This window comes from Streptomyces sp. NPDC047853 (assembly GCF_043204535.1).
In the GTDB taxonomy this organism is placed as follows: domain Bacteria; phylum Actinomycetota; class Actinomycetes; order Streptomycetales; family Streptomycetaceae; genus Streptomyces.
Window position 1 is genome coordinate 303,201 of record NZ_JBIDCI010000005.1, and the last position, 26,607, is coordinate 329,807.

At 73.1% G+C, this 26,607-nt stretch carries 26 protein-coding genes; 14 read left to right on the top strand and 12 right to left on the bottom strand.

All coding sequences use genetic code 11. From position 1 onward, the window contains the following. Window positions 1-68: 68 nt before the first annotated feature. Window positions 69-614 carry a GNAT family N-acetyltransferase gene (locus ACGF5T_RS12810; protein WP_356603949.1) on the top strand — a complete coding sequence of 182 codons (546 nt, stop codon included), beginning with the start codon at window positions 69-71 and terminating at the stop codon, window positions 612-614. Between the two features lie 58 nt (window positions 615-672). Here the strand turns inward: ACGF5T_RS12810 and ACGF5T_RS12815 are convergent, their stop codons facing one another. Together ACGF5T_RS12815 and leuA are read right to left on the bottom strand one after the other, a co-directional pair. Then, window positions 673-1,368 carry a TerB family tellurite resistance protein gene (locus ACGF5T_RS12815; RefSeq protein WP_356603250.1) on the bottom strand — a complete coding sequence of 232 codons (696 nt, stop codon included), beginning with the start codon at window positions 1,366-1,368 and terminating at the stop codon, window positions 673-675. A gap of 184 nt (window positions 1,369-1,552) precedes the next feature. Continuing rightward, window positions 1,553-3,274 (bottom strand): 2-isopropylmalate synthase, encoded by a 1,722-nt coding sequence (leuA, locus tag ACGF5T_RS12820; RefSeq protein WP_356603252.1) that lies wholly within the window; start codon window positions 3,272-3,274, stop codon window positions 1,553-1,555. 345 nt (window positions 3,275-3,619) lie between these two features. On the opposite strand from leuA, the gene ACGF5T_RS12825 reads away from it, so the two are divergent. The 9 genes from ACGF5T_RS12825 to era all read left to right on the top strand — a co-directional run bounded on the left by ACGF5T_RS12825 (window position 3,620) and on the right by era (window position 11,155). Next, a complete protein-coding gene (locus tag ACGF5T_RS12825) occupies window positions 3,620-4,690 on the top strand; it encodes a M4 family metallopeptidase (protein WP_356603254.1) in 1,071 nt (356 codons plus the stop codon). A 21-nt stretch (window positions 4,691-4,711) separates the two neighbouring features. After that, window positions 4,712-4,978 (top strand): protealysin inhibitor emfourin, encoded by a 267-nt coding sequence (locus ACGF5T_RS12830; RefSeq protein ID WP_356603256.1) that lies wholly within the window; start codon window positions 4,712-4,714, stop codon window positions 4,976-4,978. Between the two features lie 45 nt (window positions 4,979-5,023). Next, window positions 5,024-6,349, top strand: coding sequence for a GH1 family beta-glucosidase (locus ACGF5T_RS12835; RefSeq protein ID WP_356603258.1), 1,326 nt, complete (start codon window positions 5,024-5,026; stop codon window positions 6,347-6,349). Window positions 6,350-6,455: 106 nt separating this feature from the next. Beyond that, window positions 6,456-7,535, top strand: coding sequence for a PhoH family protein (locus ACGF5T_RS12840; RefSeq protein WP_356603260.1), 1,080 nt, complete (start codon window positions 6,456-6,458; stop codon window positions 7,533-7,535). A 12-nt stretch (window positions 7,536-7,547) separates the two neighbouring features. Beyond that, window positions 7,548-8,045, top strand: a complete 498-nt coding sequence (ybeY, locus tag ACGF5T_RS12845) for an rRNA maturation RNase YbeY (protein ID WP_356603262.1) — start codon at window positions 7,548-7,550, stop codon at window positions 8,043-8,045. Next, window positions 8,042-9,346: a hemolysin family protein gene (locus ACGF5T_RS12850; RefSeq protein WP_361014481.1), complete on the top strand. Its 1,305-nt coding sequence runs from the start codon at window positions 8,042-8,044 to the stop codon at window positions 9,344-9,346. The genes ybeY and ACGF5T_RS12850 overlap by 4 nt, the downstream gene beginning before the upstream one ends. Continuing rightward, window positions 9,343-9,702, top strand: a complete 360-nt coding sequence (locus ACGF5T_RS12855; protein ID WP_366767776.1) for an MmcQ/YjbR family DNA-binding protein — start codon at window positions 9,343-9,345, stop codon at window positions 9,700-9,702. Before ACGF5T_RS12850 ends, ACGF5T_RS12855 begins: the two co-directional genes overlap by 4 nt. Before the next feature lie 80 nt (window positions 9,703-9,782). After that, window positions 9,783-10,136 (top strand): cytidine deaminase, encoded by a 354-nt coding sequence (locus ACGF5T_RS12860; protein ID WP_356603268.1) that lies wholly within the window; start codon window positions 9,783-9,785, stop codon window positions 10,134-10,136. A 65-nt stretch (window positions 10,137-10,201) separates the two neighbouring features. Then, on the top strand, window positions 10,202-11,155 hold the full coding sequence (gene era / locus ACGF5T_RS12865; RefSeq protein WP_361014476.1) for a GTPase Era: 954 nt from the start codon (window positions 10,202-10,204) through the stop codon (window positions 11,153-11,155). Between the two features lie 22 nt (window positions 11,156-11,177). On the opposite strand, the gene ACGF5T_RS12870 is transcribed toward era, so the two are convergent. Further along, on the bottom strand, window positions 11,178-12,308 hold the full coding sequence (locus tag ACGF5T_RS12870; RefSeq protein ID WP_366767808.1) for a PfkB family carbohydrate kinase: 1,131 nt from the start codon (window positions 12,306-12,308) through the stop codon (window positions 11,178-11,180). Between the two features lie 465 nt (window positions 12,309-12,773). On the opposite strand from ACGF5T_RS12870, the gene ACGF5T_RS12875 reads away from it, so the two are divergent. Further along, window positions 12,774-14,123: an MFS transporter gene (locus ACGF5T_RS12875; RefSeq protein WP_356603272.1), complete on the top strand. Its 1,350-nt coding sequence runs from the start codon at window positions 12,774-12,776 to the stop codon at window positions 14,121-14,123. A 3-nt stretch (window positions 14,124-14,126) separates the two neighbouring features. Here ACGF5T_RS12875 and ACGF5T_RS12880 read toward each other — a convergent pair whose 3' ends face one another. The 5 genes from ACGF5T_RS12880 to ACGF5T_RS12900 all read right to left on the bottom strand — a co-directional run bounded on the left by ACGF5T_RS12880 (window position 14,127) and on the right by ACGF5T_RS12900 (window position 20,308). Then, on the bottom strand, window positions 14,127-15,125 hold the full coding sequence (locus ACGF5T_RS12880; protein WP_361014470.1) for an adenosine deaminase: 999 nt from the start codon (window positions 15,123-15,125) through the stop codon (window positions 14,127-14,129). Between the two features lie 20 nt (window positions 15,126-15,145). Further along, complete coding sequence (locus tag ACGF5T_RS12885) at window positions 15,146-16,051, bottom strand: ribonuclease Z (protein ID WP_361014467.1); 906 nt, start codon at window positions 16,049-16,051, stop codon at window positions 15,146-15,148. A gap of 6 nt (window positions 16,052-16,057) precedes the next feature. Beyond that, window positions 16,058-16,411, bottom strand: a complete 354-nt coding sequence (locus ACGF5T_RS12890; RefSeq protein WP_361014464.1) for a histidine triad nucleotide-binding protein — start codon at window positions 16,409-16,411, stop codon at window positions 16,058-16,060. Between the two features lie 107 nt (window positions 16,412-16,518). After that, window positions 16,519-19,719 carry a S41 family peptidase gene (locus tag ACGF5T_RS12895; protein ID WP_366767777.1) on the bottom strand — a complete coding sequence of 1,067 codons (3,201 nt, stop codon included), beginning with the start codon at window positions 19,717-19,719 and terminating at the stop codon, window positions 16,519-16,521. A gap of 73 nt (window positions 19,720-19,792) precedes the next feature. After that, on the bottom strand, window positions 19,793-20,308 hold the full coding sequence (locus ACGF5T_RS12900) for a hypothetical protein (protein ID WP_356603282.1): 516 nt from the start codon (window positions 20,306-20,308) through the stop codon (window positions 19,793-19,795). Between the two features lie 73 nt (window positions 20,309-20,381). On the opposite strand from ACGF5T_RS12900, the gene ACGF5T_RS12905 reads away from it, so the two are divergent. Continuing rightward, on the top strand, window positions 20,382-20,738 hold the full coding sequence (locus ACGF5T_RS12905) for a hypothetical protein (protein WP_356603284.1): 357 nt from the start codon (window positions 20,382-20,384) through the stop codon (window positions 20,736-20,738). 37 nt (window positions 20,739-20,775) lie between these two features. On the opposite strand, the gene ACGF5T_RS12910 is transcribed toward ACGF5T_RS12905, so the two are convergent. From ACGF5T_RS12910 to hrcA, 4 genes are all read right to left on the bottom strand, one after another. After that, window positions 20,776-21,525, bottom strand: coding sequence for a 16S rRNA (uracil(1498)-N(3))-methyltransferase (locus ACGF5T_RS12910; protein ID WP_366767778.1), 750 nt, complete (start codon window positions 21,523-21,525; stop codon window positions 20,776-20,778). Next, a complete protein-coding gene (locus ACGF5T_RS12915) occupies window positions 21,522-22,616 on the bottom strand; it encodes a nitronate monooxygenase (RefSeq protein ID WP_356603288.1) in 1,095 nt (364 codons plus the stop codon). Before ACGF5T_RS12915 ends, ACGF5T_RS12910 begins: the two co-directional genes overlap by 4 nt. Window positions 22,617-22,715: 99 nt before the next feature. After that, window positions 22,716-23,852: a molecular chaperone DnaJ gene (dnaJ, locus tag ACGF5T_RS12920; protein ID WP_356603290.1), complete on the bottom strand. Its 1,137-nt coding sequence runs from the start codon at window positions 23,850-23,852 to the stop codon at window positions 22,716-22,718. Continuing rightward, a complete protein-coding gene (hrcA, locus tag ACGF5T_RS12925; protein ID WP_356603291.1) occupies window positions 23,853-24,869 on the bottom strand; it encodes a heat-inducible transcriptional repressor HrcA in 1,017 nt (338 codons plus the stop codon). A 162-nt stretch (window positions 24,870-25,031) separates the two neighbouring features. On the opposite strand from hrcA, the gene ACGF5T_RS12930 reads away from it, so the two are divergent. Together ACGF5T_RS12930 and ACGF5T_RS12935 are read left to right on the top strand one after the other, a co-directional pair. Then, the gene (locus tag ACGF5T_RS12930) at window positions 25,032-25,766 is read left to right on the top strand and encodes an MBL fold metallo-hydrolase (protein WP_366767779.1); all 735 of its coding nucleotides are present in this window, start codon (window positions 25,032-25,034) and stop codon (window positions 25,764-25,766) included. A gap of 34 nt (window positions 25,767-25,800) precedes the next feature. After that, window positions 25,801-26,601 carry a DUF3097 domain-containing protein gene (locus tag ACGF5T_RS12935; RefSeq protein WP_356603295.1) on the top strand — a complete coding sequence of 267 codons (801 nt, stop codon included), beginning with the start codon at window positions 25,801-25,803 and terminating at the stop codon, window positions 26,599-26,601. The last annotated feature ends 6 nt before the right edge of the window (window positions 26,602-26,607 follow it).

The following is a 26,607-nucleotide window of genomic DNA, read 5'->3' on the forward strand; positions in this document are numbered from 1 at the left end:
CCGCGTACCCCTGGCGAATGAACATCGCATCCGTCGAGTTGACCTCGCACGTCCTGACTGGGGGTTGCATGACCGCCGAACCGCTGGAACGTTCCCTGGACCGCCTCGACCGGCTCACGGATCCCAGCCCTCGTCGCTGCGACGACCCGCCGCTGGTCCTGCGCACGGCCCGGGAGCCCGACCTGCCCGAACTGCGGCGGCTCGACGAGGAGGTCTTCCAGGAGTTCGCCTACCCCGGCTTCCTCCTGCGCCAGCTCTTCGACATGTACGAGGAACACTTCCTGGTGCTGGACGACGGCACGGGCCGGCTGCGCGGCTACGTGCTCGCGGCCACCCGGGCGCTGGGCGCGGACAGCTGGATACTCGGCCTGTGCGTGACGCAGGACCGCCGGCGCCACGGGCTGGGCCGGGAGCTGATGAGGGAGGTGCTGGACCGGCTGCGCCGGGACGGCATCCGGGTGGTGCGCCTGACCGTGGAGCCCGCCAACCTCGCCGCCATCTTCCTCTACCGGGGGCTCGGCTTCCGCCCGGAGGAGCCCGACGGCGGTCTGCGCCCGGACTACTTCGGCCCGGGCATGCACCGCCAGATCATGCGCCTGGATCTGACGGACTAGCCCCTCTCGCTCCGGACCGCTCCGGCACCGGGGCCGCCGGCCCACCGACGGGGGGCGGTCAGGACGGCGTGCCCGCCGACTCCAGCAGGCGGGTCACGTCGTCCGAGCAGAGGGTGAGCGCCGCGCCCACCGTGGCCAGCGCGTCGCGTTCGGCGGGGGTGTAGGGGCCGTCGGCCAGGGCGATGCGGGCGCCCTGGAGGAGGATGGACTCGCGGCCGACGGTGGCCAGGTGGGGGGCGAGGGGGCCCAGGGCCTCGTGGAGTTCTATGGCGAGGCCGGGCACGCAGGGCTCGCCGTGGACCCGGCCGGTGTCCGCCTCCAGCGCCTCGACGAGCGCGCCCAGCTGGTCCTCGGTGCAGTCCTCGAAGCCGGCCGCGCGCACCGCGACGGCGGCCGTCTCCAGCGACGTGCGCGAGCAGGCGCCGCCCGCGGCCAGGACGGCGAGGGCGACGGTGTGCACGGCGTCGCGGAGCATCGCGGAGAAGCGGGTGGTGGTCGGGTGGTCGAGGACGTCGGTGCCGTAGTGGCGGCGGCAGGCCGCGCACTCGACGGTGGGCGCGGACTCGCCGCGCGGCAGCACGGGCACGCCGAGCAGGGTGAAGCGGCGGCGGCCGGTGAGCCGCTGGTAGTTGCGGTCGCCACCGCAGCCCGGGCAGAAGAACTCGCCGTCCCCGACGGGCGTCCACGCGGTGCGCGTGCCCAGGATGCGCGGCAGCCGGACAGTTCGGCCGTTTCGTTCCCGTCCAGGCAGCACGTCGCACCTCCGTAACCGCGCGACAGCATCGTCGCGCTGGCGTGATGTTAGCCACATCACCGTCGTGGAGTCAGTACCCCGGAGGAGACCTTTCCGTGACCTGCACACGGAGTTGGCCGGTATCCGACCCGGTCCCGCCCGCCGGAGAACGGCGGGCGGGACCGGTGATCACCGATTCGGCTGGTCAGCGGGTGGCGCGGTTGACGGCGGAGACGACCGCCTTCAGCGAGGCGCGCGTGGTGTTCGCGTCGATTCCGATGCCCCACAGCACCTTGTCGCCGATGGCGCACTCGATGTAGGAGGCGGCCTGCGCGGAGGCGCCCTCGCTCATCGTGTGCTCCTGGTAGTCCAGCAGGCGTACGTCGATGCCGACGCCCTGCAGGGCGTGGAAGAACGCCGAGATCGGGCCGTTGCCGGTGCCGACCAGCGTGGTCTCCTGACCGTCGACCGTGGCCTCGACGGTGAGGGTGTCGACGCCGTCGCGGTCGGTGGTGGTCTGGCCGTTGGCGACCTGGACGCGGCCCCAGGGGTTGTCCGGGTTGGGCAGGTACTCGTCCTGGAAGACGTCCCAGATGGCGGTGGGCGTGATCTCGCCGCCCTCGGCGTCCGTCTTGGCCTGGATCAGCTTGGAGAACTCGATCTGCATCCGGCGGGGCAGGTCCAGCTTGTGGTCGTTCTTCAGGACGTACGCGATGCCGCCCTTGCCGGACTGCGAGTTGACGCGGATGACGGCCTCGTAGGAGCGGCCGACGTCCTTGGGGTCGATCGGCAGGTAGGGCACGGCCCACTCGATGTCGTCGACGGTGACGCCCTTCGCGGCCGCGTCGGCCTCCATGGCGTCGAAGCCCTTCTTGATGGCGTCCTGGTGGGAGCCGGAGAAGGACGTGTAGACCAGGTCGCCCACGTACGGGTGGCGCGGGTGGACCTCCATCTGGTTGCAGTACTCCCACGTACGACGGATCTCGTCGATGTCGGAGAAGTCGATCTGCGGGTCGACGCCCTGCGAGAACAGGTTCATGCCCAGGGTGACCAGGTCGACGTTGCCGGTGCGCTCGCCCTGCCCGAACAGGCAGCCCTCGACGCGGTCGGCGCCGGCCATCAGCGCCAGTTCGGCCGCCGCCACCGCCGTGCCGCGGTCGTTGTGCGGGTGGACGGACAGGCAGACGTACTCGCGGCGGGAGAGCTTGCGGCCCATCCACTCGAAGCGGTCCGCGTGCGTGGACGGCGTGGAACGCTCCACGGTGGCGGGCAGGTTGAGGATGATCTCGCGGCCGGGGCCGGGCTGGTAGGTGTCCATCACCGCCTCGCAGACCTCCAGGGCGAAGTCCAGCTCGGTGTCGGTGAAGATCTCGGGGCTGTACTGGTAGCCGAACTCCGTCTCGGGGCCCAGCAGCTTCTCGGCGTACTCCATGACCAGCCGGGTGCCGTCGACGGCGATCTGCTTGATGTCGTCCCGGGAGCCGCGGAAGACGACCCTGCGGAAGACCGGGGCGGTCGCGTTGTACAGGTGGACGGTGGCCCGCCTGGCGCCCTTCAGGGACTCCACCGTGCGCTCGATCAGGTCCTCACGGGCCTGCGTCAGCACGGAGATCGTCACGTCGTCCGGGATGGCGCCCGGGTCCTCGATGATCGAGCGCACGAAGTCGAAGTCGGTCTGGCCGGAGGCGGGGAAGCCGACCTCGATCTCCTTGTAGCCCATCTTGACCAGCAGGTCGAACATCGCGCGCTTGCGGGAGGGCGACATCGGGTCGATCAGCGCCTGGTTGCCGTCGCGCAGGTCGGTGGAGAGCCAGCGGGGGGCGGTGGTGACGCGCTGCCGGGGCCAGGTGCGGTCGGGGAGGTCGACCTGCTCGTAGCCGCGGTACTTGGTGATCGGCATGGAACTGGGCTGCTGGCGGTTGGCCATGTTGGCGTGGGCTCCTCGTGATGTCCGCGGTGTCCGCGTGTCCAGAGAGACGGCCGACGCGCACCACCAAGCTCCGCGGGGAGGGAGTCGGCCTCTACAGGCCCTCGCCGCGGCAGCTAAGGAGAAGCAGCCCGAAACGCATGATGCCCAGCACCTTAGCCGAGCCACGCCGGTCACGCGGGTGCGTATCAGTATGCGGGACCACGGAGGGGAACGGTGAGGGAATAGGGACAAAAAGTGCCGTATACCACTCACCGGCGACCGAAGGGGCGCATTGGTCCCGGTTTTCACCAATCATGGTTGCGGGTGGTGACAGGTGGGTCACTCAGTGCGAGGGTGCCGGTCATGACGACCCACGGGGGCTTCGAGCCCGTCTTCTGCACCATCGTGCCGCCCCACGTCCTCGACAAGCTCGCCCAGCACGAGGACCCGGTGCTCGCCGGACCCGCTCGCAGGACGCTCCAGCGCGACGCCTTCGAGCGCACCCACCGCCGGCTGACCACGGTCATCGGCGCCCCCACGGTCACCGCGCGCGCCGGCGCCGAACCCGGGAAGCCGCACCGGACGGTCTTCGACGCCCGGCACGGCACCGACCTGCCCGGCAGGAAGGTGCGCGGCGAGGGCGAGGAGCCCGGCAAGGACGCCACCGTCAACCGCGCCTACGCGGGCCTCGGCGCCACCTTCGAGCACTTCCTGAAGGCCTACGGGCGCGACTCCGTCGACGGCGGCGGACTGCCGCTGGACGCGACGGTGCACTACGACCGCGAGTACAACAACGCCTTCTGGAACGGCGAGCAGATGGTCTTCGGCGACGGGGACGGGGAGATCTTCCTCGACTTCACCATCTCCCTGGACATCATCGGCCACGAGCTGGCCCACGGCGTCACCCAGCACACCGCCAACCTGACCTACTACGGGCAGCCCGGCGCCCTCAACGAGTCGGTGTCCGACGTCTTCGGCTCCCTCGTCAAGCAGTACTCGCTCGGCCAGACCGCCGCCGAGGCCGACTGGCTGATCGGCGCCGGGCTGCTCGCCCCGCGCGTGACGGGGGTGGCGCTGCGCTCCATGAAGGCGCCGGGCACCGCGTACGACGACGACGTGCTCGGCAAGGACCCGCAGCCCGCGACGATGGACGACTTCGTGCGCACCGGCCGCGACAACGGCGGCGTCCACATCAACTCCGGCATCCCCAACCACGCCTTCTACCTGGCGGCCACCACGCTCGGCGGGCACGCCTGGGAGCGGGCCGGGCAGGTCTGGTACGACGTGCTGACCGGCGGGGAACTGGCGCAGGACGCGCTGTTCACGGACTTCGCGGCGCTGACGGTGAAGGCCGCCCGGGAGCGCTACGGCGACGCCGAGGAGCTGGAGGCGGTCCGCAAGGGCTGGGAACAGGTCGGGGTGCGCACCCTGTAGTTCCGTACTAGACACGGACCCATGCGGATTCAGGTGAGGCGCACAGGAGGCTTCGCGGGCATCGAACGCCACGCGGAGGTCGACACCGCGGGACGGGCCGACGCGGACGAGTGGCACGCCCTGGCGGAACGGGCCGCGGCCGCCGGGCGGAGCACGCCGCCCGTCGGGGTGCCGGACGGGTTCAGCTACCAGATCACCGTGGACGGCAGGACGGTGTACGCCGCCGATCCCCGGCTGACGGACGAGCAGCGCAGGCTGATCTCGCGGGTGCTGAAGGAAGGGGCGTGAGCACGGTCGTTGACTTCGCTCACCGGCGCTGCGGATGATCCGCGCATGGCGACGCAACCGATACCCCGGTTCCCGGACGGTTTCCTGTGGGGCGTGTCGACCTCGGCGCACCAGATCGAGGGCGCGGCCCGGCTGCGGGAGCCGTCCGTGTGGGACGTCTTCACCGCCGAGCCCGGACGGGTGAAGGACGGCTCCACCGCGGCCGTGGCCTGCGACCACTACCACCGCTACCGCGAGGACGTGGCGCTGCTGGCGGACCTGGGCGTGGACGCGTACCGCTTCTCGGTCTCCTGGCCGCGGGTGAACTCCCCGGGCGGCCTCGACTTCTACGACCGCCTCGTCGACGAGCTGTGCGCGGCGGGCGTCCGGCCGGTGCCGACCCTCTTCCACTGGGACCTGCCGGTGGGGCTGGACTGGCTGGAGCGGGACACGGCGTCGCGGTTCGCCCAGTACGTGACGCGGGTCGCGGACCGGCTCGGCGATCGCGTCGGCAGGTGGATCACGCTGAACGAACCGGCCGAGCACACCCTGCTGGGCCATGCTCTGGGCACCCACGCCCCCGGCAGGACGCTGCTGTTCGACGCCCTCCCGGCGGCCCACCACCAGCTGCTCGCGCACGGCCTGGCGGTACGGGCCCTGCGCGCGGCGGGCGCCGCGGAGATCGGGGTCGCCAACTCGCACGGGCCGACCTGGCCGGCGTCGGACGACCCGGCCGATCGGGAGGCGGCGGACTTCTACGACCTCCTCCTGAACCGCCTGTTCAGCGACCCGCTGCTGACCGGGCGGTACCCGGAGGGCATCGCGGAGCTGATGCCGGGCGGCGCGCGCCGGGTCGACGCCGACCTGGAGATCATCGCCGAGCCGCTGGACCGGTACGGCGTGAACTACTACGCGCCCGCCCGGGTGGGCGCCCCGCAGGGTGCCCAGACCGGGTTCGGTGGCCTGACGCTCCCCGCGGAGCTGCCCTTCTCGGTGCGCGCGATCGAGGGCAGGCCGGTGACCGACTTCGGCTGGCCCGTCGTGCCCGAGGGGCTGACGGAGCTGCTCACCGGCCTCCGCGAGCGCTACGGCGACCGCCTCCCGCCGGTCGTGATCACCGAGAACGGCTGCTCCTACGAGGGGCTCGACGACCAGGACCGCATCGCCTACCTGGACGGGCACGTCCGCGCGCTGCACCGGGCCGTGGCGGCCGGCGTGGACGTGCGCGGCTACTTCGTGTGGTCGCTGCTCGACAACTTCGAGTGGGCGGAGGGGTACGCGCGCCGGTTCGGCCTGGTGCACGTGGACTTCGCGACGCTGGAGCGCACGCCCAAGGCCTCGTACGCCTGGTTCCGGGAGGTGCTGCGGGCGCAGCGGGCGCCGGTCGGATAAAACACCTCGGCGCTGTCGGCGGGGAGTCGTACGCTGGAAGCATCAGACCCGCCCGTCACGCGGCGTACGCCGCAGAGGAGGACTTGCAGGCCTAGAGCGCCGGCCCATGACTCAGACACCCTCAGCTCACTCTCCCGCGCAGGGGAAGGCGAGAGCACAGTTCACCGTCCCCGCCCAGCACCCCATGGTGACCGTGCTGGGGTCCGGCGACTCCCTCCTGCGCGTGATCGAGAAGGCCTTCCCGGCGGCCGACATCCACGTCCGGGGAAACGAGATCAGCGCGGTCGGCGACACCCATGACGTCGCCCTGGTCCAGCGCGTTTTCGACGAGATGATGCTGGTGCTCCGCACGGGGCAGCCGATGACGGAGGACGCAGTGGAACGCTCGATCGCCATGCTCAAGGCGAGCGAGAACGGGGAGAGCGACGGCCAGGAGACCCCGGCCGAGGTGCTCACGCAGAACATCCTGTCCTCGCGAGGCCGCACGATCCGCCCCAAGACGCTGAACCAGAAGCGGTACGTCGACGCGATCGACAAGCACACCATCGTCTTCGGCATCGGCCCCGCGGGCACCGGCAAGACCTACCTGGCGATGGCCAAGGCGGTGCAGGCCCTGCAGTCCAAGCAGGTCAACCGCATCATCCTGACCCGCCCGGCGGTCGAGGCCGGCGAGCGGCTCGGCTTCCTGCCGGGCACGCTCTACGAGAAGATCGACCCGTACCTGCGTCCGCTGTACGACGCGCTGCACGACATGCTCGACCCCGACTCGATCCCGCGCCTGATGGCCGCGGGCACGATCGAGGTCGCGCCGCTGGCGTACATGAGGGGCAGAACGCTCAATGACGCCTTCATCATCCTGGACGAGGCGCAGAACACCAGCCCCGAGCAGATGAAGATGTTCCTCACCCGGCTCGGCTTCGAGTCGAAGATCGTGATCACGGGTGACGTGACGCAGGTCGACCTGCCCGGCGGGACGAAGTCGGGTCTCAAGCAGGTGCAGGACATCCTGGAGGGCGTGGACGACGTCCACTTCTCCCGGCTGTCGTCCCAGGACGTCGTCCGGCACAAGCTGGTGGGCCGTATCGTCGACGCGTACGAGCAGTACGACAGCAGGAACGGCACCGAGAACGGCGGCCACAACGGCGGCCGGACACCGAGAAGCGGTGCCGAGGCCAAGGGGAAGTAGACCAGCACGACCATGTCGATCGACGTCAACAACGAGTCCGGAACCGAGGTCGACGAGCAGGCGATCCTCGACATCGCCCGCTACGCGCTCGCGCGGATGCGCATCCACCCGCTCTCCGAGCTTTCGGTGATCGTCGTGGACGCCGACGCCATGGAGCAGCTCCACATCCAGTGGATGGACCTGCCGGGGCCGACGGATGTCATGTCCTTCCCGATGGACGAGCTGCGTCCGCCGGCCAAGGACGAGGACGAGCCGCCGCAGGGGCTGCTCGGTGACATCGTGCTCTGCCCCGAGGTCGCCGAGAAGCAGGGCACCGAGGCGGCGACGCAGCACTCCATGGACGAGGAGCTCCAGCTCCTCACCGTCCACGGGGTGCTACACCTGCTCGGCTACGACCACGAGGAGCCGGACGAGAAGGCCGAGATGTTCGGTCTCCAGGCGGCCATCGTGGACGGCTGGCGTGCGGAGAAGGGTCTGACCGGCCCGTCCCCGGCCCCGACCGTCTCATGAGCCTCCCCCTGATCGCGGGCGCGGTCGCCCTGGTCGTGGTCGCCTGGCTCGCCGCGTGCGCGGAGGCGGGGCTCGCCCGGGTCTCCAGCTTCCGCGCCGAGGAGGCGGTACGGTCCGGGCGGCGCGGCAGCGCGAAGCTCGCCAAGGTCGCCGCCGACCCGACGCGCTATCTGAACGTGGCCCTGCTGGTCCGGGTCGCCTGCGAGATGGCGGCCGCGGCGCTGGTCACGTACGCCTGCCTGAAGCAGTTCGACGGCACCGGCGAGGCGCTGGTGATCGCCATCGCGGTGATGGTGCTCGTCTCGTACGTCGCCGTCGGGGTCTCCCCGCGCACCATCGGCCGGCAGCACCCCATGAACACGGCGACGGCGGCGGCGTACGTCCTGGTGCCGCTGGCCCGGATCATGGGCCCGATCCCGTCGCTGCTCATCCTCATCGGCAACGCGCTCACCCCGGGCAAGGGCTTCCGCCGCGGCCCCTTCGCCTCCGAGGCGGAGCTGCGCGCGCTGGTCGACTACGCCGAGAAGGAGTCGCTGATCGAGGCCGAGGAGCGCCGCATGGTGCACTCGGTGTTCGAGCTGGGCGACACCCTGGTGCGGGAGGTCATGGTCCCGCGGACCGACCTCGTCGTCATCGAGCGCTACAAGACCATCCGCCAGGCCCTCACCCTCGCCCTGCGCTCGGGTTTCTCGCGGATACCGGTGACCGGGGACAGCGAGGACGACATCGTCGGCATCGTGTACCTGAAGGACCTGGTCCGCCGGACGCACATCAGCCGGGACGCGGAGAGCGACCTGGTGTCCACGGCGATGCGGCCGGCGTTCTTCGTGCCCGACACCAAGAACGCCGGTGACCTGCTGCGCGAGATGCAGAAGGAGCGCAACCACGTCGCCGTGGTGATCGACGAGTACGGCGGCACGGCCGGCATCGTCACCATCGAGGACATCCTGGAGGAGATCGTCGGCGAGATCACCGACGAGTACGACCGGGAGCTGCCGCCCGTCGAGGAGCTGGGCGAGGACCGCTTCCGGGTCACCGCCCGCCTCGACATCGGCGACCTGGGCGAGCTGTACGGCCTGGAGGAGTTCGACGACGAGGACGTGGAGACGGTGGGCGGTCTGCTGGCGAAGGCGCTCGGCCGGGTGCCGATCGCCGGCGCCTCGTCGATGGTGGAGCTGCCCGACGGCCGTGAGCTGCGGCTGACGGCGGAGGCCGCGGCGGGCCGCCGGAACAAGATCGTGACGGTGCTGGTGGAGCCGGTGAACGCGGCGAGGCCCGTCGCGGAGGGTGCGTCGGAATGACCCCCGGCCGGCTGCGCGCGCTGTGCCTGTCCTTCGACGCGGCGGTGGAGGACTTCCCCTTCGGCGCGGAGACCTCGGTCTTCAAGGTGCAGGGCAAGATGTTCGCGCTGTCCTCGCTGGACGCGCGCCCGCTCACGGTCAATCTCAAGTGCGACCCGGACGACGCGCTGCGGCTGCGCGCCGACCACCCGGGGCTGGTCGTCCCGGGCTGGCACATGAACAAGCGGCACTGGAACACGGTGACCGCGGACGGCGGCCTCCCGGACCGGCTCGTCCGGGAACTGGTGGAGGACTCGTACGACCTGGTCGTCGCCGGACTGCCGCGCGCGGACCGGCTCCGCCTCGACCGTCCCTGAGCGCCGTCCGCCGCGCGGTGGTGTCCGCGGGGGGCGGGGTGACCGGCGCGGTGGCCGGCGGCGCTCCGTATGCTCACCCCATGACCGAGACTCCCGCCCTCGACCCCGAGGACCGCAAGATCGTCACCCTGGCCCGTTCCGCGCGGGCCCGCAACGGTGTGCCCGAGGGGGCCGCCGTACGGGACGAGACCGGCCGTACGTACGTCGCCGGCACCGTCGCGCTCGACTCGCTGCGGCTCAGCGCGCTGCGCACGGCGGTGGCGATGGCGGTGGCGTCCGGCGCGAAGTCGCTGGAGGCGGCGGCCGTGGTGACCGCGGCGGAGTCGGTGTCGGACGAGGACCGGGCGGCCGTCTCGGACCTGGGCGGCCCCGGGACGCCGGTCCTGGTCGCCGCGCCGGACGGCACGGTCCGTGACACGGTGAGCGCGGGCTGACCGTCGCCGGCCCGACGGGCGACCGTGGTGCGGCGGGGCTCCGGGGATCAGGGACAATGGGCGCCATGAGCGTTCGTACCCAGTCATCCGAAGAACCGGCCGAGGCTGTTCACCGGGCCGGCTTCGCCTGCTTCGTGGGCCGCCCCAACGCGGGCAAGTCCACCCTCACGAACGCTCTGGTCGGGCAGAAGGTGGCGATCACCTCGAACCGTCCGCAGACCACCCGGCACACCGTGCGGGGCATCGTGCACCGGGAGGACGCCCAGCTCATCCTGGTGGACACCCCGGGCCTGCACAAGCCGCGCACGCTGCTGGGCGAGCGGCTCAACGACGTCGTGCGGACGACGTGGGCCGAGGTGGACGTCATCGGTTTCTGCCTGCCGGCGAACGAGAAGCTGGGTCCCGGTGACCGCTTCATCGCCAAGGAGCTGGCGGCGATCAGGAAGACCCCGAAGGTCGCGATCGTCACGAAGACGGACCTGGTGGACTCCAAGACCCTGGCCGAGCAGCTGATCGCCATCGATCAGCTGGGCCAGGAGCTGGGCATCACCTGGGCGGAGATCGTCCCGGTGTCGGCCACCGCGAACCAGCAGGTGGACCTGCTCGCGGACCTGCTGACCCCGCTGATGCCCGAGGGCCCCGCGCTCTACCCCGAGGGCGACCTGACCGACGAGCCCGAGCAGGTCATGGTCGCCGAGCTGATCCGGGAGGCCGCGCTGGAGGGCGTCCGGGACGAGCTGCCGCACTCCATCGCGGTGGTCGTCGAGGAGATGCTCCCGCGCGAGGACCGGCCCGCCGACAAGCCGCTCCTGGACATCCACGCCAACGTCTACATCGAGCGCCCCAGCCAGAAGGGCATCATCATCGGCCCCAAGGGCAAGCGCCTGAAGGACGTCGGCATCAAGTCCCGCCAGCAGATCGAGGCGCTGCTCGGCACGCCCGTCTTCCTGGACCTGCACGTCAAGGTCGCCAAGGACTGGCAGCGCGACCCGAAGCAACTGCGCCGCCTCGGCTTCTGAACCGGTCCCGCCGCCCGTTCGGTCAGGCCGGGCGGCGGAAGCCGATGGTCGGTACGGCGCGGCGCAGGGGCCAGGGCGCCACCAGGTCGTCCGGGACCAGGTCCGCGAGGAACGCGTAGCGGCGCAGGGCCGCCGGGTCCTGGCCCGCCACGGACTGGACCTTGCGCCACCAGGTCGCGATCTCGCACCAGCCGGGCGCCGACAGGGAGCCGCCGAACTCCTGGACGGAGAGGGCGGCGGTGAGGCCGGCGAAGGCCAGCCGGTCGGCCAGTGGCCAGCCGGCCAGCGTCCCGGTGACGAACCCGGCGACGAAGACGTCCCCCGCGCCGGTGGGGTCCAGGGCCTCCACCTCGATGGCCGGGACCTCGGCGCTCTCCCCCGTCCGCCGGTCCACCGCGTAGGCGCCGTCCGCGCCGAGGGTGACCACGGCGAGCGGCACGTGCTCGGTCAGGGCGTGCGCGGCCTCGCGGGGGCAGTCGGTGCGGGTGTAGCGCATGGCCTCCTCCGCGTTCGGCAGGAAGGCCTCGCAGTGCGCGAGGTCCGGCAGCCTGGCCAGGTCCCAGGCGCCGGTGTCGTCCCAGCCGACGTCGGCGAAGACGCGGGTGCCGCGCGCGGCGGCCTGGGCGATCCAGGGGGCGCGGACACCGGGCGTCAGGGAGGCGACGGCGGCACGCGCGCGGGGCGGGCACTCGGGGGACGGCTCCTCGGGGGGCGGCTCGTGGCCGTGGGAGACCATCGTGCGTTCCCCCTCGTAGGCCATCGAGACCGTCACCGGCGAGTGCCAGCCGGGCACGGTGCGCGAGGGGCTCAGGTCGATGCCCTCGCCCTGGGCGAGGGCGTCCCAGCAGTAGTCGCCGTAGTGGTCGTCGCCGAAGGCCGCGGCCAGCGAGGTGCGCAGGCCCAGGCGGGCCAGCGCGGTCGCCATGTTGGCGATGCCGCCCGGGCTCGATCCCATCCCCCGCGCCCAGGACTCGGTGCCGCGCACCGGGGCGGAGTCGAGCCCCGTGAACACGACGTCGAGGAAGACGGTGCCGGTCAGGTACACGTCCCAGGGCGGGTCCTGCGGGGTGCGCAGGGCGGCGAGGGGATCGACCTGGGGGTGGTGGTGCCCCTCGGCGGGGACGTGGCGGTGCGTTCTCCCGTCGGTCGGCATGACGGGCACGGCGGGCACGGTGGGCATGGCGGGTACGTCGGACGCGGTGGACGCGGTGGACGCGGTGGACACGGTGGACACGGTGGACGCTGTCACGGTGCGCTCCCTGGCATGGTGCGGACCCCGCCAGTGTGCACCACACCACCGACAACCCCGCGGCGTCCGGGCCGGTGCCGCGGGAGGCACGGCTGACGGCGGGTCACGAGGGGCCGGGCCCTCGCGGTGACGCGTGGTCAGGCCCGGTACGGAGGCGGTGGATCCGCTCGACGACCAGGCGGTGCACCGACGGCGGCGATCTCTCCTACCCGGCTCTGATGGCCGTAAACGCGCATGTGATCCAGAACACACCCCCTCGCCTGTTTCACGCCTCCTCGCGCTTGATACAAATTGCCCGCGCGCACTGTCCGTCGACGGGCGTCGCCCCCCTCCTCTCCCGAGTCCCTTTCGCACGCCCTGGGAACGCCCGTGTTCGCCCCCCGCACTGCCCCCTGGCCCCTCGTCGCCCTCTTCACGGCCGGGTACCTTCCTCCGTATCTGCTGCCCACCACCGTCGGCAGACTCGACACCGGACTGCCGCTGACCGCCACGCAGGCGGGTGCCGTCGGCAGTGCCCTGCTGCTGAGTTCGGCGACCGCCGGCTTCCTGCTCGCCTCCCGGATGCAGCGGCTCGGCGCCCGGACACCGGCCCGTCTCGGGCTCGCCCTGGCCTTCCTCGGCTACGGCGCCGCCTCGCTCACCACGGCCGTCCCCGCCGTCGTGGCCGGCGCGGTGCTGGGCGGCCTCGGCTCCGGTACGGCCATGACCGTCGCCGCGACCCGGATCGCGGCGGAGAGGGACCCGCACCGGGCCTCCACGCTGGGCCTGCTGACCGTCTCCGCGCTGGCCGGCGCGGTGTACCTGACGGTTCCCCACCTCGGCCGGGCGCACGGCCTGCCGCTGGCCGCGATCGCCCTGACCGCGCTCGCGGTGTGGCCGCTGACCGGCCGACTGCCGGGACCGGAGGCCGCGGCCCCGGCCGCCCACGGCACCGGGACCACCTCCCCGCTCCCGGGTCGCCGCTCGGGGCCGGTCCTCGCCACGGCCGTGCTGTGCTGGTCCCTGGCGCAGAACTCCCTGTGGGGCGTCAGCGGCCGGATCGGCCTCACGCAGGCCGGGCTCGGTGACGCCGCCCTCGGCGTCGTGTTCGCCGTCGCCCTCGGCGCGGGGCTGCTCGGCGTGCTGGCGGCCGGCGCGCTCGGGCCGCGGCTGGGACGCGCGATGCCCGTCGGGGCGGGGACGGTGGTCATCGCCGGGTGCATCGCCCTGACCGCGTCCGCGACCACTCCCACGACCTTCGCGGCCGGGGAGATCGCCTGGAACACGCTGTACCCGGTCGTGCTGTCGTACCTGATCGGCCTGGCCGCCTCGCTCGATCCGCGGGGCCGCTGGGCGGTGCTCGTCGGGTCGGCGTCCTCGCTGGGCACGGCGGCCGGTCCGCTGACCGGCAGTGTGCTGTCCGCGCAGGCCGGATACCCGGGGATGGGCCTGGTCCTCGCCGCCCTGCTGCTCGTGGTGGCCGCGCCGATGACCGCCGTCGCCCTGCACACCGGCGGGCGCCCGCTGCTGCCCGGCGCGATCCGCCGTCGCGGTGGCACCCCGGCCGCCCTGGTCGCCGCCGCCACCGGCACGCCGAGCGGGGCCGTGCCCGAGGTCGGTGCCCCGGAGCAGCCGGTCGTGGAGATCACCGTCGACGCACCGGCCGTCCCGGTCCGGGGTGCCTACGACACGGCGGGACCCCGGCAGGCGGCGGCCGCACCGGGGCCCGGGGCGGGCTGAGCCCTACGCCGCCGGGAACGCGTAGGCCTCGACCTCGGCGAGGTAGCTCGCCCGCAGCTCCTCGTCGTCCTCCAGGAAGGAGGCGAGGAAGGAGTTGCGGGCCAGCTCCCGCAGCCGGTCCTCGGTGAGGCCGAGCGCCTGCCGCACGGCGTCGAAGTTGTCGCCCGCGTAGCCGCCGAAGTAGGCCGGGTCGTCGGAGTTGACGGTGCACATCAGCCCGGCGTCCAGCAGGGCGGGCAGCGGGTGGTCGGCGAGGGTGTCGACCGTCCGCAGCCGCACGTTGGACAGCGGGCACAGGGTCAGCGGGACGCGGTCGCGCACCAGCCGCTCGACCAGCGCCGGGTCCTCCACGCAGCGCAGGCCGTGGTCGATCCGCTCGACGCCGAGGACGTCCAGGGCCTCGGTGACGTACTCCGGCGGCCCCTCCTCACCCGCGTGCGCGACCCGGCGCAGCCCGAGGGCGGCGGCGGCCTCGTACACCTCGCGGAACTTCACCGGCGGGTGGCCCACCTCGGCCGAGTCCAGGCCGACGCCGGTGATCCGGTCGAGGTACGGCTTCGCGGCGTCGAGGGTCCGCAGGGCCGACTCGGCGGACTCGTCGCGCAGGAAGCACATGATCAGCCGGGTGGAGACGCCGTGCCGCTCCCGGCTGCGGCCCAGTGCCCGCCACAGCCCCTCCACGACCGTGCCCATCTCCACGCCCCGGACCAGGTGCGCCTGCGGGTCGAAGAAGATCTCCGCGTGCCGCACGCCCTGCGCGGCGGCGCGGGCGAGGTAGGCGTCGGCGAGGTCCTCGAAGTCCCGTTCGGTGCGCAGGACGGCCATGAGTTCGTAGTACAGGTTCAGGAAGGACTGGAGGTCCTCGAAGCGGTACGCCTCGCGCAGGGCGTCCGTGTCCGCGTACGACAGGGAGACGCCGTTGCGGGCGGCCAGCTCGAAAGCCAGCTCGGGCTCCAGGGTGCCTTCGATGTGGAGGTGCAGTTCAGCTTTGGGCAGGGGCATCAGAGCATCGTACGGCGGTTTCACCGACGTTTCGGAACCGGGACGCGGAGCAGGTCGTGGGCCACGGTCAGCTCGCCCTCGTAGCCGGCCGCCCGCGCCTGCCGCTCGAACTCCCCGGGGTCCGCGTAGCGCTGGCTGAAGTGGGTGAGCACCAGGTGCCGTACGCCCGCGTCCCGGGCGGCCCGGGCCGCCTGGCCGGCGGTCAGGTGGCCGTGGTCGCCGGCGAGGGTCTCGTCCTCGTCGAGGAAGGTCGACTCGATGACCAGCAGGTCGCAGTCCTCGGCGAGCGCGTGCACGCCCGCGCAGAGCCGGGTGTCCATGACGAACGCGAACCGCTGGCCCCGGCGGACCTCGCTGACCTCGTCGAGCGGCACGCCGTTCAGTGAGCCCTCGCGCTGGATGCGGCCGACGTCGGGGCCCTTGATGCCGTGCGCGGCCAGGCGGTCCGGCAGCATGCGCAGGCCGTCGGGCTCGGTGAGGCGGTAGCCGTACGACTCGACGGGGTGGGAGAGCCTGCGGGCGTCCAGGGTGTAGGCGGGGGTGACCGCCAGGGGCCCGTCGGTGTCGACCGGGGACTCGGTGAGCGCGACCGTCTCGCGGTAGGCGGTGGCGTACCGCAGGCGGTCGAAGAAGCGCTGCCCGGAGCGCGGGTAGTGGGCGGTGACCTCGTGCGGCACCCGGTCGAGGTTGACGCGCTGGATGACGCCGGCGAGGCCGAGGCTGTGGTCGCCGTGGAAGTGCGTGACGCAGATCCGGTTCAGGTCGTGGGCGGCGACCCCGGCGCGCAGCATCTGGCGCTGCGTGCCCTCGCCGGGGTCGAACAGGATGCCCTCGCCGTCCCAGCGCAGCAGGTAGCCGTTGTGGTTGCGGTGGCGGGTGGGGACCTGGCTGGCGGTGCCGAGGACCACCAGTTCACGTACGGACACGGCTGCCTATCCGGGGGGCCATTCGAGGCCGCGGCCGCCGAGGACGTGGGCGTGGGCGTGCCAGACGGTCTGGCCGGCACCGCTGCCGGTGTTGAAGATGGTGCGGTGGCTGTCGAGCTTCTCCTGGTCCGCGACCGCCTGGGTCTCGCGCAGGACGTCCGCCGCCAGTTCCGGAGCGCCGGCGGCGAGCGCGCCCGCGTCCCGGTAGTGGGCCTTGGGGATCACCAGGACGTGCGTGGGCGCCTGGGGGTTGATGTCCCGGAAGGCGACGGTCGTGTCCGTCTCGCGGACGATCGTCGCGGGGATCTGGCCTGCGACGATCTTGCAGAACAGGCAGTCGTCCTGTGGTTCGCCCGCCATGCGCATGCGCTCCTTTTCGCTGGTGGGATGGTACGGGGCATGCTAGTCGCTCGGGTGCGGCTCCGTCGGGGCCGAGGGGCGCGGTTCCCCGCGCCCCTCGGGTCGGCTCAGGTCGGCAGGTCCGGCGGCGTCTTCGCCGGTGCCGACTCCAGTGCCTCCAGCGCCAGCCTGATCGCCTCGTCCAGCTGGGGGTCGCGGCCCGCCGCGTGGTCCTGGGGGCGCTGCGGGACCTCGACGTCGGGGTCGACGCCGTGGTTCTCCACGCCCCAGCCGTAGCCCTCCAGCCAGAAGGCGTACTTGGGCTGGGTGATCAGCGTGCCGTCGACCAGCCGGTAGCGGCTGTCGATGCCGATGACGCCGCCCCACGTGCGGGTGCCGACGACCGGGCCGATGCCGAGGGCCTTGATCGCGGCGTTGACGATGTCGCCGTCGGAGCCGGAGAACTCGTTGGCGACGGCGACGACCGGTCCGCGGGGCGCGTCCAGCGGGTAGCTCGACGGACGCATGCCGCGCGGCAGGTCCCAGCCGACGATCCGCCGGGCCAGCTTCTCGACGACGAGCTGGGAGGTGTGCCCGCCGCGGTTCTCCCGGACGTCGACGACCAGGCCCTCCCGGACCACCTCGACGCGCAGGTCGCGGTGGAGCTGGGCCCAGCCGGCGCCGACCATGTCGGGCACGTGGAGGTAGCCGAGCCGGCCGTCGGAGCGCTCGTGGACGTAGGCGCGGCGGTCGGCGACCCAGGCGTGGTAGCGCAGGGGCTCCTCGTCGGCGAGGGGGACGACGACGGCGTGCCGCGGTTCGCCGCCACCGGAGGGGGAGAGGGTCAGCTCGACCGGCTTGCCCGCGGTGCCGACGAGCAGCGGGTTCGGCCCGGTGACCGGGTCCACGGGCTGTCCGGCGACCGCGACGATCGCGTCCCCCGCGCGCACGGCGACACCGGGCGCGGCGAGCGGGGAGCGGGCCTCGGGGTCGGAGGTCTCCGAGGGCAGCACGCGGTCGATGCGCCAGGTGCCGTCCTCGTGGCGGGAGAGGTCGGCGCCGAGCAGGCCCTGCCGGGCGCCGGAGCCGTGGCCGCCGCGCGGGGTGACGTAGGCGTGCGAGGTGCCGAGTTCGCCGTGCACCTCCCACAGGAGGTCGACCAGGTCGTCGTGGGTGGCGAGGCGGTCCAGGACGGGCCGGTAGCGGTCCAGGACGCCGTCCCAGTCGACGCCGTTCATGTCGGGCCGCCAGAAGTGGTCCCGCATGATGCGGCCGGTCTCGTCGAACATCTGCCGCCACTCGGCGGCCGGGTCGACGGTCTGCCGGACGCGGCCGAGGTCGACGGTGATGTTGGTGTCGCTGTCCTCGTCGCCGGAGGCCCGCCGGTCGCTCGGCACGACCTTGAGGCGTCCGTCGGTCCACAGCAGCACCCGCTTGCCGTCGCCGCTCACCTCGAAGTGGTCGGCGTCCCCGGCCAGGTGCTCGACGCGCTGCTGGACCAGGTCGTAGCGCTCCAGCTCGGTGTGCGGGCCGGGGTCGTCCGGGGTGGCGCGGGAGGCGCCGAGGACGCCGGTGACCGGGTGGCGCAGCCACAGCACGCCGTCCTTGGCGGCGCGCAGCCCGGAGTAGCGGGCGGCCTCGACCGGGAAGGGCACGATGCGGTCGGCGAGGCCCTCGATGTCGATCCGGGTGGTCGGGATGCCCTCGCTGTCGGGGGTCTCGTCCCGGTCCGGGGTCTCGAAGGCGCGGCCGTGGCGCTGCGGGCCGAAGGGCGAGGGGGTGGTCGCGGCGAGGGTGATCAGGTACGGGCGGGCGCCCTCGACGAAGGCCAGGTCGAAGACGTGCTCGTCGTAGACCGGGTCGAAGGAACGGGTGGAGAGGAAGGCGAGGTGCTTGCCGTCCAGGGTGAAGGCCGGCGCGTAGTCCTTGAAGCGCAGCGGGGTCGCCTCGGAGACCGACAGGTCGGTGGTGTTGGCGAGCTTGAGCCGGCGCAGCGGGTCGGGGCCGGGGTGGGACCAGGCGAGCCAGGCGGAGTCGGGCGAGAAGACCAGCCCCGAGGCGTCGCCGTCGTCGCTGCGGTCGACCTCGCGGACCTCGCCGGTCTCCCGTTCGACGAGCAGGACCCGTCCGTCGTGCGAGGCGACGGCGGCCCGGCTGCCGTCGGGCGCCATGGCGAGGGCGAGCACCCGGCCGAGCTGCCCGGCGGCGATGCGCCGCGCGGTGGCGCCCGGCGCGAGCCCGGTGGCGGGCGCGAACTCCAGGGCGTCGTCGCCCTCGGCGTCCGTCACCCACACCACCCACTCCTCGCCGTCGGCGCGGAAGGCGCGCGGCAGCCGGGTCCGTACGCCGGGCTGCGCGGCCAGCGCGCGGGCGGGTCCCGAGCGGTGGGTGACCCAGTGCACTCCCCCGCGGACGGCGACGGCGCTGCCGCGCGCGGTGTGGTCGGGGGACGCGGAGCCGAACCAGCGGGCCGCGTTCACCGGGTGGGCCTGGAGGTCGACGCGCGCACCGCCGAGCCGGATCTCCAGCCGGCGCGGCTCGGCCCCGTCCAGGTCGTCCAGCGTCCACAGCTCGCCGGCGCTGGACCAGACGACACGGGTGCCGTCGGTGGCCGCGTGCCGGGCGTAGAAGCCCCCGAGCGGGGTGTGGCGGCGCAGGTCGGAGCCGTCGGCGAGGGAGGAGTAGAGGGCGCCGGTGCCCTCGTGGTCGGAGAGGAACGCGATGCGCTCGCCGACCCAGAAGGGGTACTCGATGTTTCCGTCGAGGTCGCTGTGGAGCCGTACGAACTCGCCGTCGTCCTCGGCGTCGATCCACAGCTTGCCCGCCGTGCCGCCCCGGTAGCGCTTCCACCAGGCGGCCTCGCGGCCCATCGACGCGGACAGCAGCACGGTGTGCGGGCCGTGTGCGACGTCGCCGACGGGCCCGTAGGGCAGGACGGTGGCCGGTCCGCCGTCGAGCGGGACGGCGCGGGCCCAGGAGCGGCGCAGGCTGGCCTGCCCGTGGCTGCTGAGGGCGAGGACCTCCCCGTCCGGGGTCCAGCCGCGGACCTGGGTCCTGACGCTGCCCCAGTGGGTGATGCGCCGGGCGGGGCCGCCGTCGACGGGGGCGATGTGCACCTCGGGGGCGCCGTCCCGGGTGGAGGTCCAGGCGACCGTGGTGCCGTCGGGCGAGACGCGCGGGTGGTTCACCGGCACGTTGTCGGCGCTGACCCGCCAGGCCCGGCCGCCGTCGAGCGGCGCGAGCCACACGTCGTCCTCGGCGGTGAAGGCGACCAACTCGCCGTGCGGGTGCGGAAAACGGAGGTAGGCAGACGCTGCGGGCTGTGTCACCCCCTCACCCTATGCAGGGGTGCCGTCCGCCGACAGAGGTTCGGATCACTTGCCGGGCGCCGCCGGCCGGGGACTACTTGCCCTGCACCGGACGGCAGTGCGGGTCGTCCGGGCACCAGATGGTCCGGGTGACGGTGACCGTGGGCCCGGGCCCCTGCGGGTCGGGCCGGCCCGCGGGCGGGGCGCTGGTGGCGTCGCAGTTGCCGAGCCCTTCGACCCGGAACCACTTCTTGCCGCCCACCTTCGCGGTCAGGTCGCCGCGCACGCAGGCGCCGTTGACGACCCGGGTGACCTCGCCGTCGACGGTGATGTCCTTCCCGTCGTCGGTCTTGCCCTTGCAGTCGACCGAGGCGACGGTGTCCTCGCCCGCCGACGCGGTGGAGCCGTCGTCCCCGTAGGAGGCGGTGCAGGTGAGCCACCGCACCTGTGCCTTCTGCCGCTGCAGTTCGCGTGTCACGGTCTGGTCGGTGGTGTACGCCACGGACGCGGAACTGAGCCCGCCCGGGTCGCACGCGCCCACGCCGGCGACGGCGACGACCGCGCCGACGACCACCGGAGCCACGCGCCGGATTCGCCTCGATGCCCCCATGGAAGGCAGGGTGCCACCGCGGCGGGCCCGAACGGTAGGGCGCATACGGCCACTCGGCACTACCGTGGGGCGGATGGGCGGTGGTGGTCGGATCAGGAGACTCGTCGTGGACGGGACGGCCCCCTACGTGTGGTCGGTGCGTCACCGGCACAGCGTCGCGGGCCCCTGCCAGGAGGTGCTCACCCTCTCCCGCGGCGGGACGTGCACCCGCCTGCTGTTCCGGGGCGGCGCGGACCGGTTCGTCCCCGACGGGTTCCTGCCCTCGGGTTGCGTGGCCCTGGGCGACGAGGCGCTCAACCTGCACGAACCCGGGGTCGTACGGGCCTTCGTCGACGAGGCGGCCCGGCGCGGGCTGCTCGGCCGCTCCGCGGACCTGGACGGCTGGGACCTGTTCCCGGCGGTCGCCGCCGCCCGCGCGGCGGACGGCTGACGGGGATCGCGCGGCGACTGAGGGAGACCGGCGGCCGTCAGGACCAGCGGCCGGTGCGGGCCAGCAGGACGGCGGTCGCCGCGGTACCGGCGGTGGAGGTGCGCAGGACGCTGCGGCCCAGGCGGTAGGGCTTGGCGCCCGCTTCGGCGAAGAGTGCCAACTCCTCGGGGGACACGCCCCCTTCGGGGCCGACGACCAGCACGATGTCGCCGGAGGCGGGGAGTTCGGCTACCGCCAGGGGCTCGTCGCCGCTCTCGTGGAGTACGGCGGCGAAGTCGGCGTCGGCCAGAAGTGAGGCAACCTGCTTGCTCGTCGCCGCGTCCGCGACCTCGGGGAAGCGGACCCGGCGGGACTGCTTGCCGGCCTCCCGGGCCGTCGCCCGCCACTTGCCGAGCGCCTTCAGGCCGCGCTCGCCCTTCCACTGGGTGATGCAGCGGGACGCCGCCCACGGCACGATCGCGTCGACACCGACCTCCGTCATCGTCTCGACGGCCAGCTCACCGCGGTCGCCCTTGGGCAGGGCCTGCACGACGGTGAGGCGGGGCCGCTCCTCGGGCTCCTCGTGGACGGGTTCCAGTCCGCCGACGACGAGGCGGTCCTTGCCCTCGGCGGCCCGCACCACGCCCTCGGCCCAGCGTCCGCGTCCGTCGGTGAGGACGACGTCCTCGCCGGTCCGCAGCCGCTTCACGGAGACGGCGTGCCGTCCCTCGGGGCCGCCCAGGACGTACTCCCCGCCCGGCAGGTCCCCCGGCCCGAGCGAGTCGACCACGAACACCGGTGCCGTCATCGGCCCGTACCTCCCGACATGAAGCCCGACCAGCCTGACAACGCTGTCCCGGCGGCGGCGAGTTCGGCCACCAGCACCTCCACCAGCTGCCCGGCGGGCAGTTCCCGGGCCATCCGGTGGCCCTGTCCGGCCCACAGCGCCATGCCCTGCGCGTCGCCCGCCTTCGCCGCGGCCTTGCGCAGCGGCGCGGTGAGGTGGTGGACGTCCGGGTAGGCGGCGGGGGCGTAGGCGCCGTGCTCGCGCAGGAAGCGGTTGACCAGGCCGCGGGCGGGGCGGCCGGAGAAGGCCCGGGTCAGTTCGGTGCGGACGAACAGGGGGTTGGTCAGGGCCTGCTTGTGCAGGGCGTGCGCGCCGGACTCGGGGGTGGCGAGGAAGGCGGTGCCCAGCTGGGCGGCGCTCGCGCCCGCGGCGAGGACCGCGGCGATCTGACCGCCGCGCATGATGCCGCCGGCGGCGACGACGGGCAGGCTCACCGCCTCCCGGACCTGGGCGACCAGGGACAGCAGCCCGGTGCCGGTGCCGCCCGTCTCCACGTGGTCGCGGTGGGTGCCCTGGTGTCCGCCGGCTTCGGCGCCCTGCGCGATCACCGCGTCGGCGCCGGACCGCTCGACGGCCCTGGCCTCCTCCGCGGTGGTCGCCGCGACCAGGGCGAAGGTGCCGACACGGTGCAGGGAGTCGACGACCTCGCGGCTCGGGACGCCGAAGTGGAACGACACCACCGGCACCGGGTTGTCCAGCAGCACCGCGAGCTTGGTGTCGTAGCCGTCGTCGCGGCCGCTGTCGGGGTCGCCCAGCTCCGTCTCGTACCAGGCGGCCTCACCGGCGAGCTGGTGGGCGTAGACGCCGACGGCGGCGGGGTCGGCCGTCTCCGGCTGCGGCATGAAGAGGTTGACGCCGAAGGGGCGGCCCGTCAGTCCCCGCAGCTGCTTGATCTCCTCGTACATCCCGTCCGCGGTCTTGTACCCGGCGGCCAGGAAGCCCAGCCCTCCCGCCTCGCAGACCGCGGCGGCGAGCTGCGGCACGGAGACGCCGCCCGCCATGGGCGCCTGCACGATCGGGTAGGGGAAGAGATCGGTCAGTGCGGAGGACATGACGGCATGTTGTCACGTCCTTTGAACAAGTCCGAATCCGGGCTTCCGTCGGCATACGCCAGGAGCATCCGCACCGCGGAGCCCCTGGCGACCCTCGCGTCAGCGCCCGTTGAAGGCGTCCTTCAGACGGGAGAACAGCCCCTGCTGACCCGGCTGGAACTGCCCCAGCGGGCGCTCCTCGCCCCGCAGCTGGGCCAGCTCGCGCAGGACGCGCTCCTGCTCGGCGTCGAGCTTGGTGGGCGTGGTGACCTCGACGTGGACGATGAGGTCGCCCCGGCCGCCGCCGCGCAGGTGGGTGACGCCTCGGCCGTGCAGCGGGATCGACTGGCCGGACTGGGTGCCCGGGCGGATGTCGACCTCCTCCATGCCGTCGAGGGTCTCCAGCGGCACCTTGGTGCCGAGGGCCGCCGCCGTCATCGGGATGGTGACCGTGCAGTGCAGGTCGTCGCCGCGGCGCTGGAAGGTCGAGTGCGGCAGCTCGTGGATCTCGACGTACAGGTCGCCGGCGGGGCCGCCGCCGGGGCCGACCTCGCCCTCGCCCGCGAGCTGGATCCGCGTGCCGTTGTCGACGCCGGCCGGGATCTTCACGGTCAGCGTGCGCCGGGAGCGCACCCGGCCGTCGCCCGCGCACTCCGGGCACGGGGTCGGGACCACGGTGCCGAAGCCCTGGCACTGGGGGCAGGGCCGGGAGGTCATGACCTGGCCCAGGAAGGACCGGGTGACCTGCGAGACCTCACCGCGGCCGCGGCACATGTCACAGGTCTGGGCCGAGGTGCCGGGGGCCGCGCCCTCGCCGTTGCAGGTGTTGCAGACGACGGCCGTGTCGACCTGGATGTCCTTGGTCGTGCCGAAGGCGGCCTCGTCCAGCTCGATCTCGATGCGGATCATCGCGTCCTGGCCCCGGCGGGTGCGCGAGCGCGGTCCGCGCTGCGATGCCGTACCGAAGAACGCGTCCATGATGTCCGAGAAGTTCCCGAAGCCACCCGCGCCGAAGCCGCCCGCGCCACCGCCGGCGGCCTGCGAGAGGGGGTCGCCCCCGAGGTCGTAGACCTGCTTCTTCTGCGGGTCCGAGAGCACCTCGTAGGCGGCGTTGATCTCCTTGAACCGCTCCTGGGTCTTCGGATCGGGGTTGACGTCCGGGTGCAGCTCGCGGGCGAGCCTCCGGAACGCCTTCTTGATCTCGTCCTGGGAAGCGTCGCGGCGCACGCCGAGTACGGCGTAGTAGTCCGTGGCCACCTAAGACTCCGCCAGGATCTGTCCGACGTACCGTGCCACTGCGCGTACCGCTCCCATCGTTCCCGGGTAGTCCATGCGGGTCGGTCCGACCACGCCGAGCTTGGCAACCGCCTCGCCGCCCGAACCGTAGCCCACCGACACGACGGACGTGGAGTTGAGTCCCTCGTGGGCGTTCTCGTGACCGATACGGACGGTCACGCCCGGATCCTTCGCCTCGCCGAGCAGCTTGAGGAGCACGACCTGCTCCTCCAGCGCCTCGAGGACGGGTCGGATCACCAAGGGGAAGTCGTGCCCGAAGCGGGTCAGATTGGCGGTGCCGCCGATCATGAGCCGCTCCTCGTTCTCCTCGACCAGCGTCTCCAGCAGGGTGGAGAGCACGGTGGAGACCGTACCGCGATCCTCGGCCTCGAAGGCCTCGGGGAGATCCTCGACCAGGCTCGGCACGTCCGTGAAACGGCGGCCCGCGACCCGGCTGTTGAGCCGCGCGCGCAGGTCCGCCAGGGACGACTCCCCGAACGGCGCCGGGCAGTCGACCATCCGCTGCTCGACCCGCCCGGTGTCCGTGATCAGCACCAGCATCAGCCGCGCGGGCGCCAGCGCCAGCAGCTCCACGTGCCGCACGGTCGAGCGGGTCAGCGAGGGGTACTGCACGACGGCGACCTGCCGGGTCAGCTGCGCGAGCAGCCGCACCGTACGGGCCACCACGTCGTCGAGGTCGACGGCACCCTCCAGGAAGTTCTGGATGGCACGCCGCTCGGGCGCGGTCATCGGCTTGACGCCGGCCAGCTTGTCGACGAAGAGCCGGTAGCCCTTGTCGGTGGGGATGCGCCCGGCGCTGGTGTGCGGCTGGGCGATGAACCCCTCGTCCTCCAGGGCCGCCATGTCATTGCGCACGGTGGCCGGGGAGACGCCGAGGTTGTGCCGTTCGGTGAGGGCCTTGGAGCCGACCGGCTCCTCGGTGCCGACGTAGTCCTGGACGATGGCGCGCAGCACCTTCAGCCTGCGTTCACTGAGCATCGCGCACACCTCCAGAAGTCGTCCGCCCGGTGTTCCTCCTGGCACTCACCGTGGACGAGTGCCAGACTTCCCCGGCCCAGTGTACGGCCGTGGGGTACGCCCCCGGCAAGGCCGGGGCCGCGCCGCCGTGCGCGCGGGTGCCGCACCGCTAGCGTCGCCGTCGTGACGGTGACTTGGGAAGACCTGGGATGGGAGCGGCTGGCCGAGGGGGTGGGCCGGTGCCGGCTGCCGGTGTGGGACTGCACGGCGGGGCTGGTCGTCGGCGCGGGCGCGGCGCTGGTCGTGGACACCGGCTCGAGCCTCGGGGAGGGCGCCCGGGTGCGTGCGCAGGCACGGCGGCTCGCCGGCCACCGTGTGACGCATCTCGCGCTGACCCACCCGCACTTCGACCACGTCTTCGGCGCGGCGGCGTTCGCGGGCGCGGAGGTCCACGGCGCGGCGGGCGTCGGCGCGGTGTTCGCGCGGGGCGGACAGGGGCGGGAGGCGCTGCGCGCGGACGCGGTGGCGGAGGGGCTGGACGCGGGGGCGGCCGAGGACGCGGTCGACGCGCTCGTCCGCGTCCACCGCGAGGTCGACGGCGTGTACCCGCTCGACCTGGGCGACGGCCGGCGGGTGCTGCTGGCCGACGTGGGGCCGGGGCACACCGGCCAGGACCTCGCGGTGCTGGTGCCGGGTGATCCGCCGGTCGTGTTCTGCGGCGACCTGGTCGAGGAGTCCGGCGAACCGCAGGCGGGCCCGGACGCCGTGCCCTCGCGCTGGCCGGCCGCCCTGGACCGGCTGCTCGCCCTGGGCGGTCCGGACGCGCTGTACGTGCCCGGCCACGGAGCGGTGGTGGACGCGGCGTTCGTCCGGTCCCAACGGGACGCGCTGGCCGCGCGCTTCGGCGTGTCGCGCTGATCACGGACGGCGGATTCCTCGTATCGTCCTGAGAATGCGCCAGTACTCCGCCGACCTGACCCCTCCGTGGAAGAAGTCGCAGCCGGTACCGGAGGTCCCGGCCGACCCCGGCCTGGTGGTCGAGGAGCCCGGCACCGGATTCTGCGGTGCGGTGACCGGCTGCGAGGCGGGCACGGTGACCCTGGAGGACCGCTTCGGCAAGCGCCGGGCCTTCCCGATGGAGCCGCGCGGCTTCCTGCTGGAGGGGCGCGTGGTGACCCTGGTGCGCCCGTCGTCCGGTCCGGTACGGCCCGCCCGCACGGCGTCCGGTTCGGTCGCCGTCCCCGGGGCGCGCGCCCGGGTGGCCCGCGCGGGGCGGATCTACGTCGAGGGGCGGCACGACGCCGAGCTGGTCGAGAAGGTGTGGGGCGACGACCTGCGCGTCGAGGGCGTCGTGGTCGAGTACCTGGGGGGCGTGGACGACCTGCCGTCGATCGTCGCCGAGTTCGCTCCGGGGCCGGACGCGCGGCTGGGGGTCCTGGTGGACCACCTGGTGCCCGGGTCGAAGGAGTGGCGGATCGCGCAGGACGTGACGAGCGAGCACGCGCTGGTGGTGGGCCACCCGTACATCGACATCTGGGAGGCGGTGAAGCCGGCGTCGGTCGGCATCGACGCCTGGCCCCGGGTGCCGCGCGGACAGGACTGGAAGACGGGGGTGTGCCGGGCGCTGGGGTGGCCGTCGGAGAACACCGGGGCGGTGTGGCAGGCGATCCTGGCGCGGGTGGGCTCCTACAAGGACCTGGAGCCGGAGTTGCTGGGGCGGGTCGAGGAGTTGATCGACTTCGTGACGGCGTGACGCCCT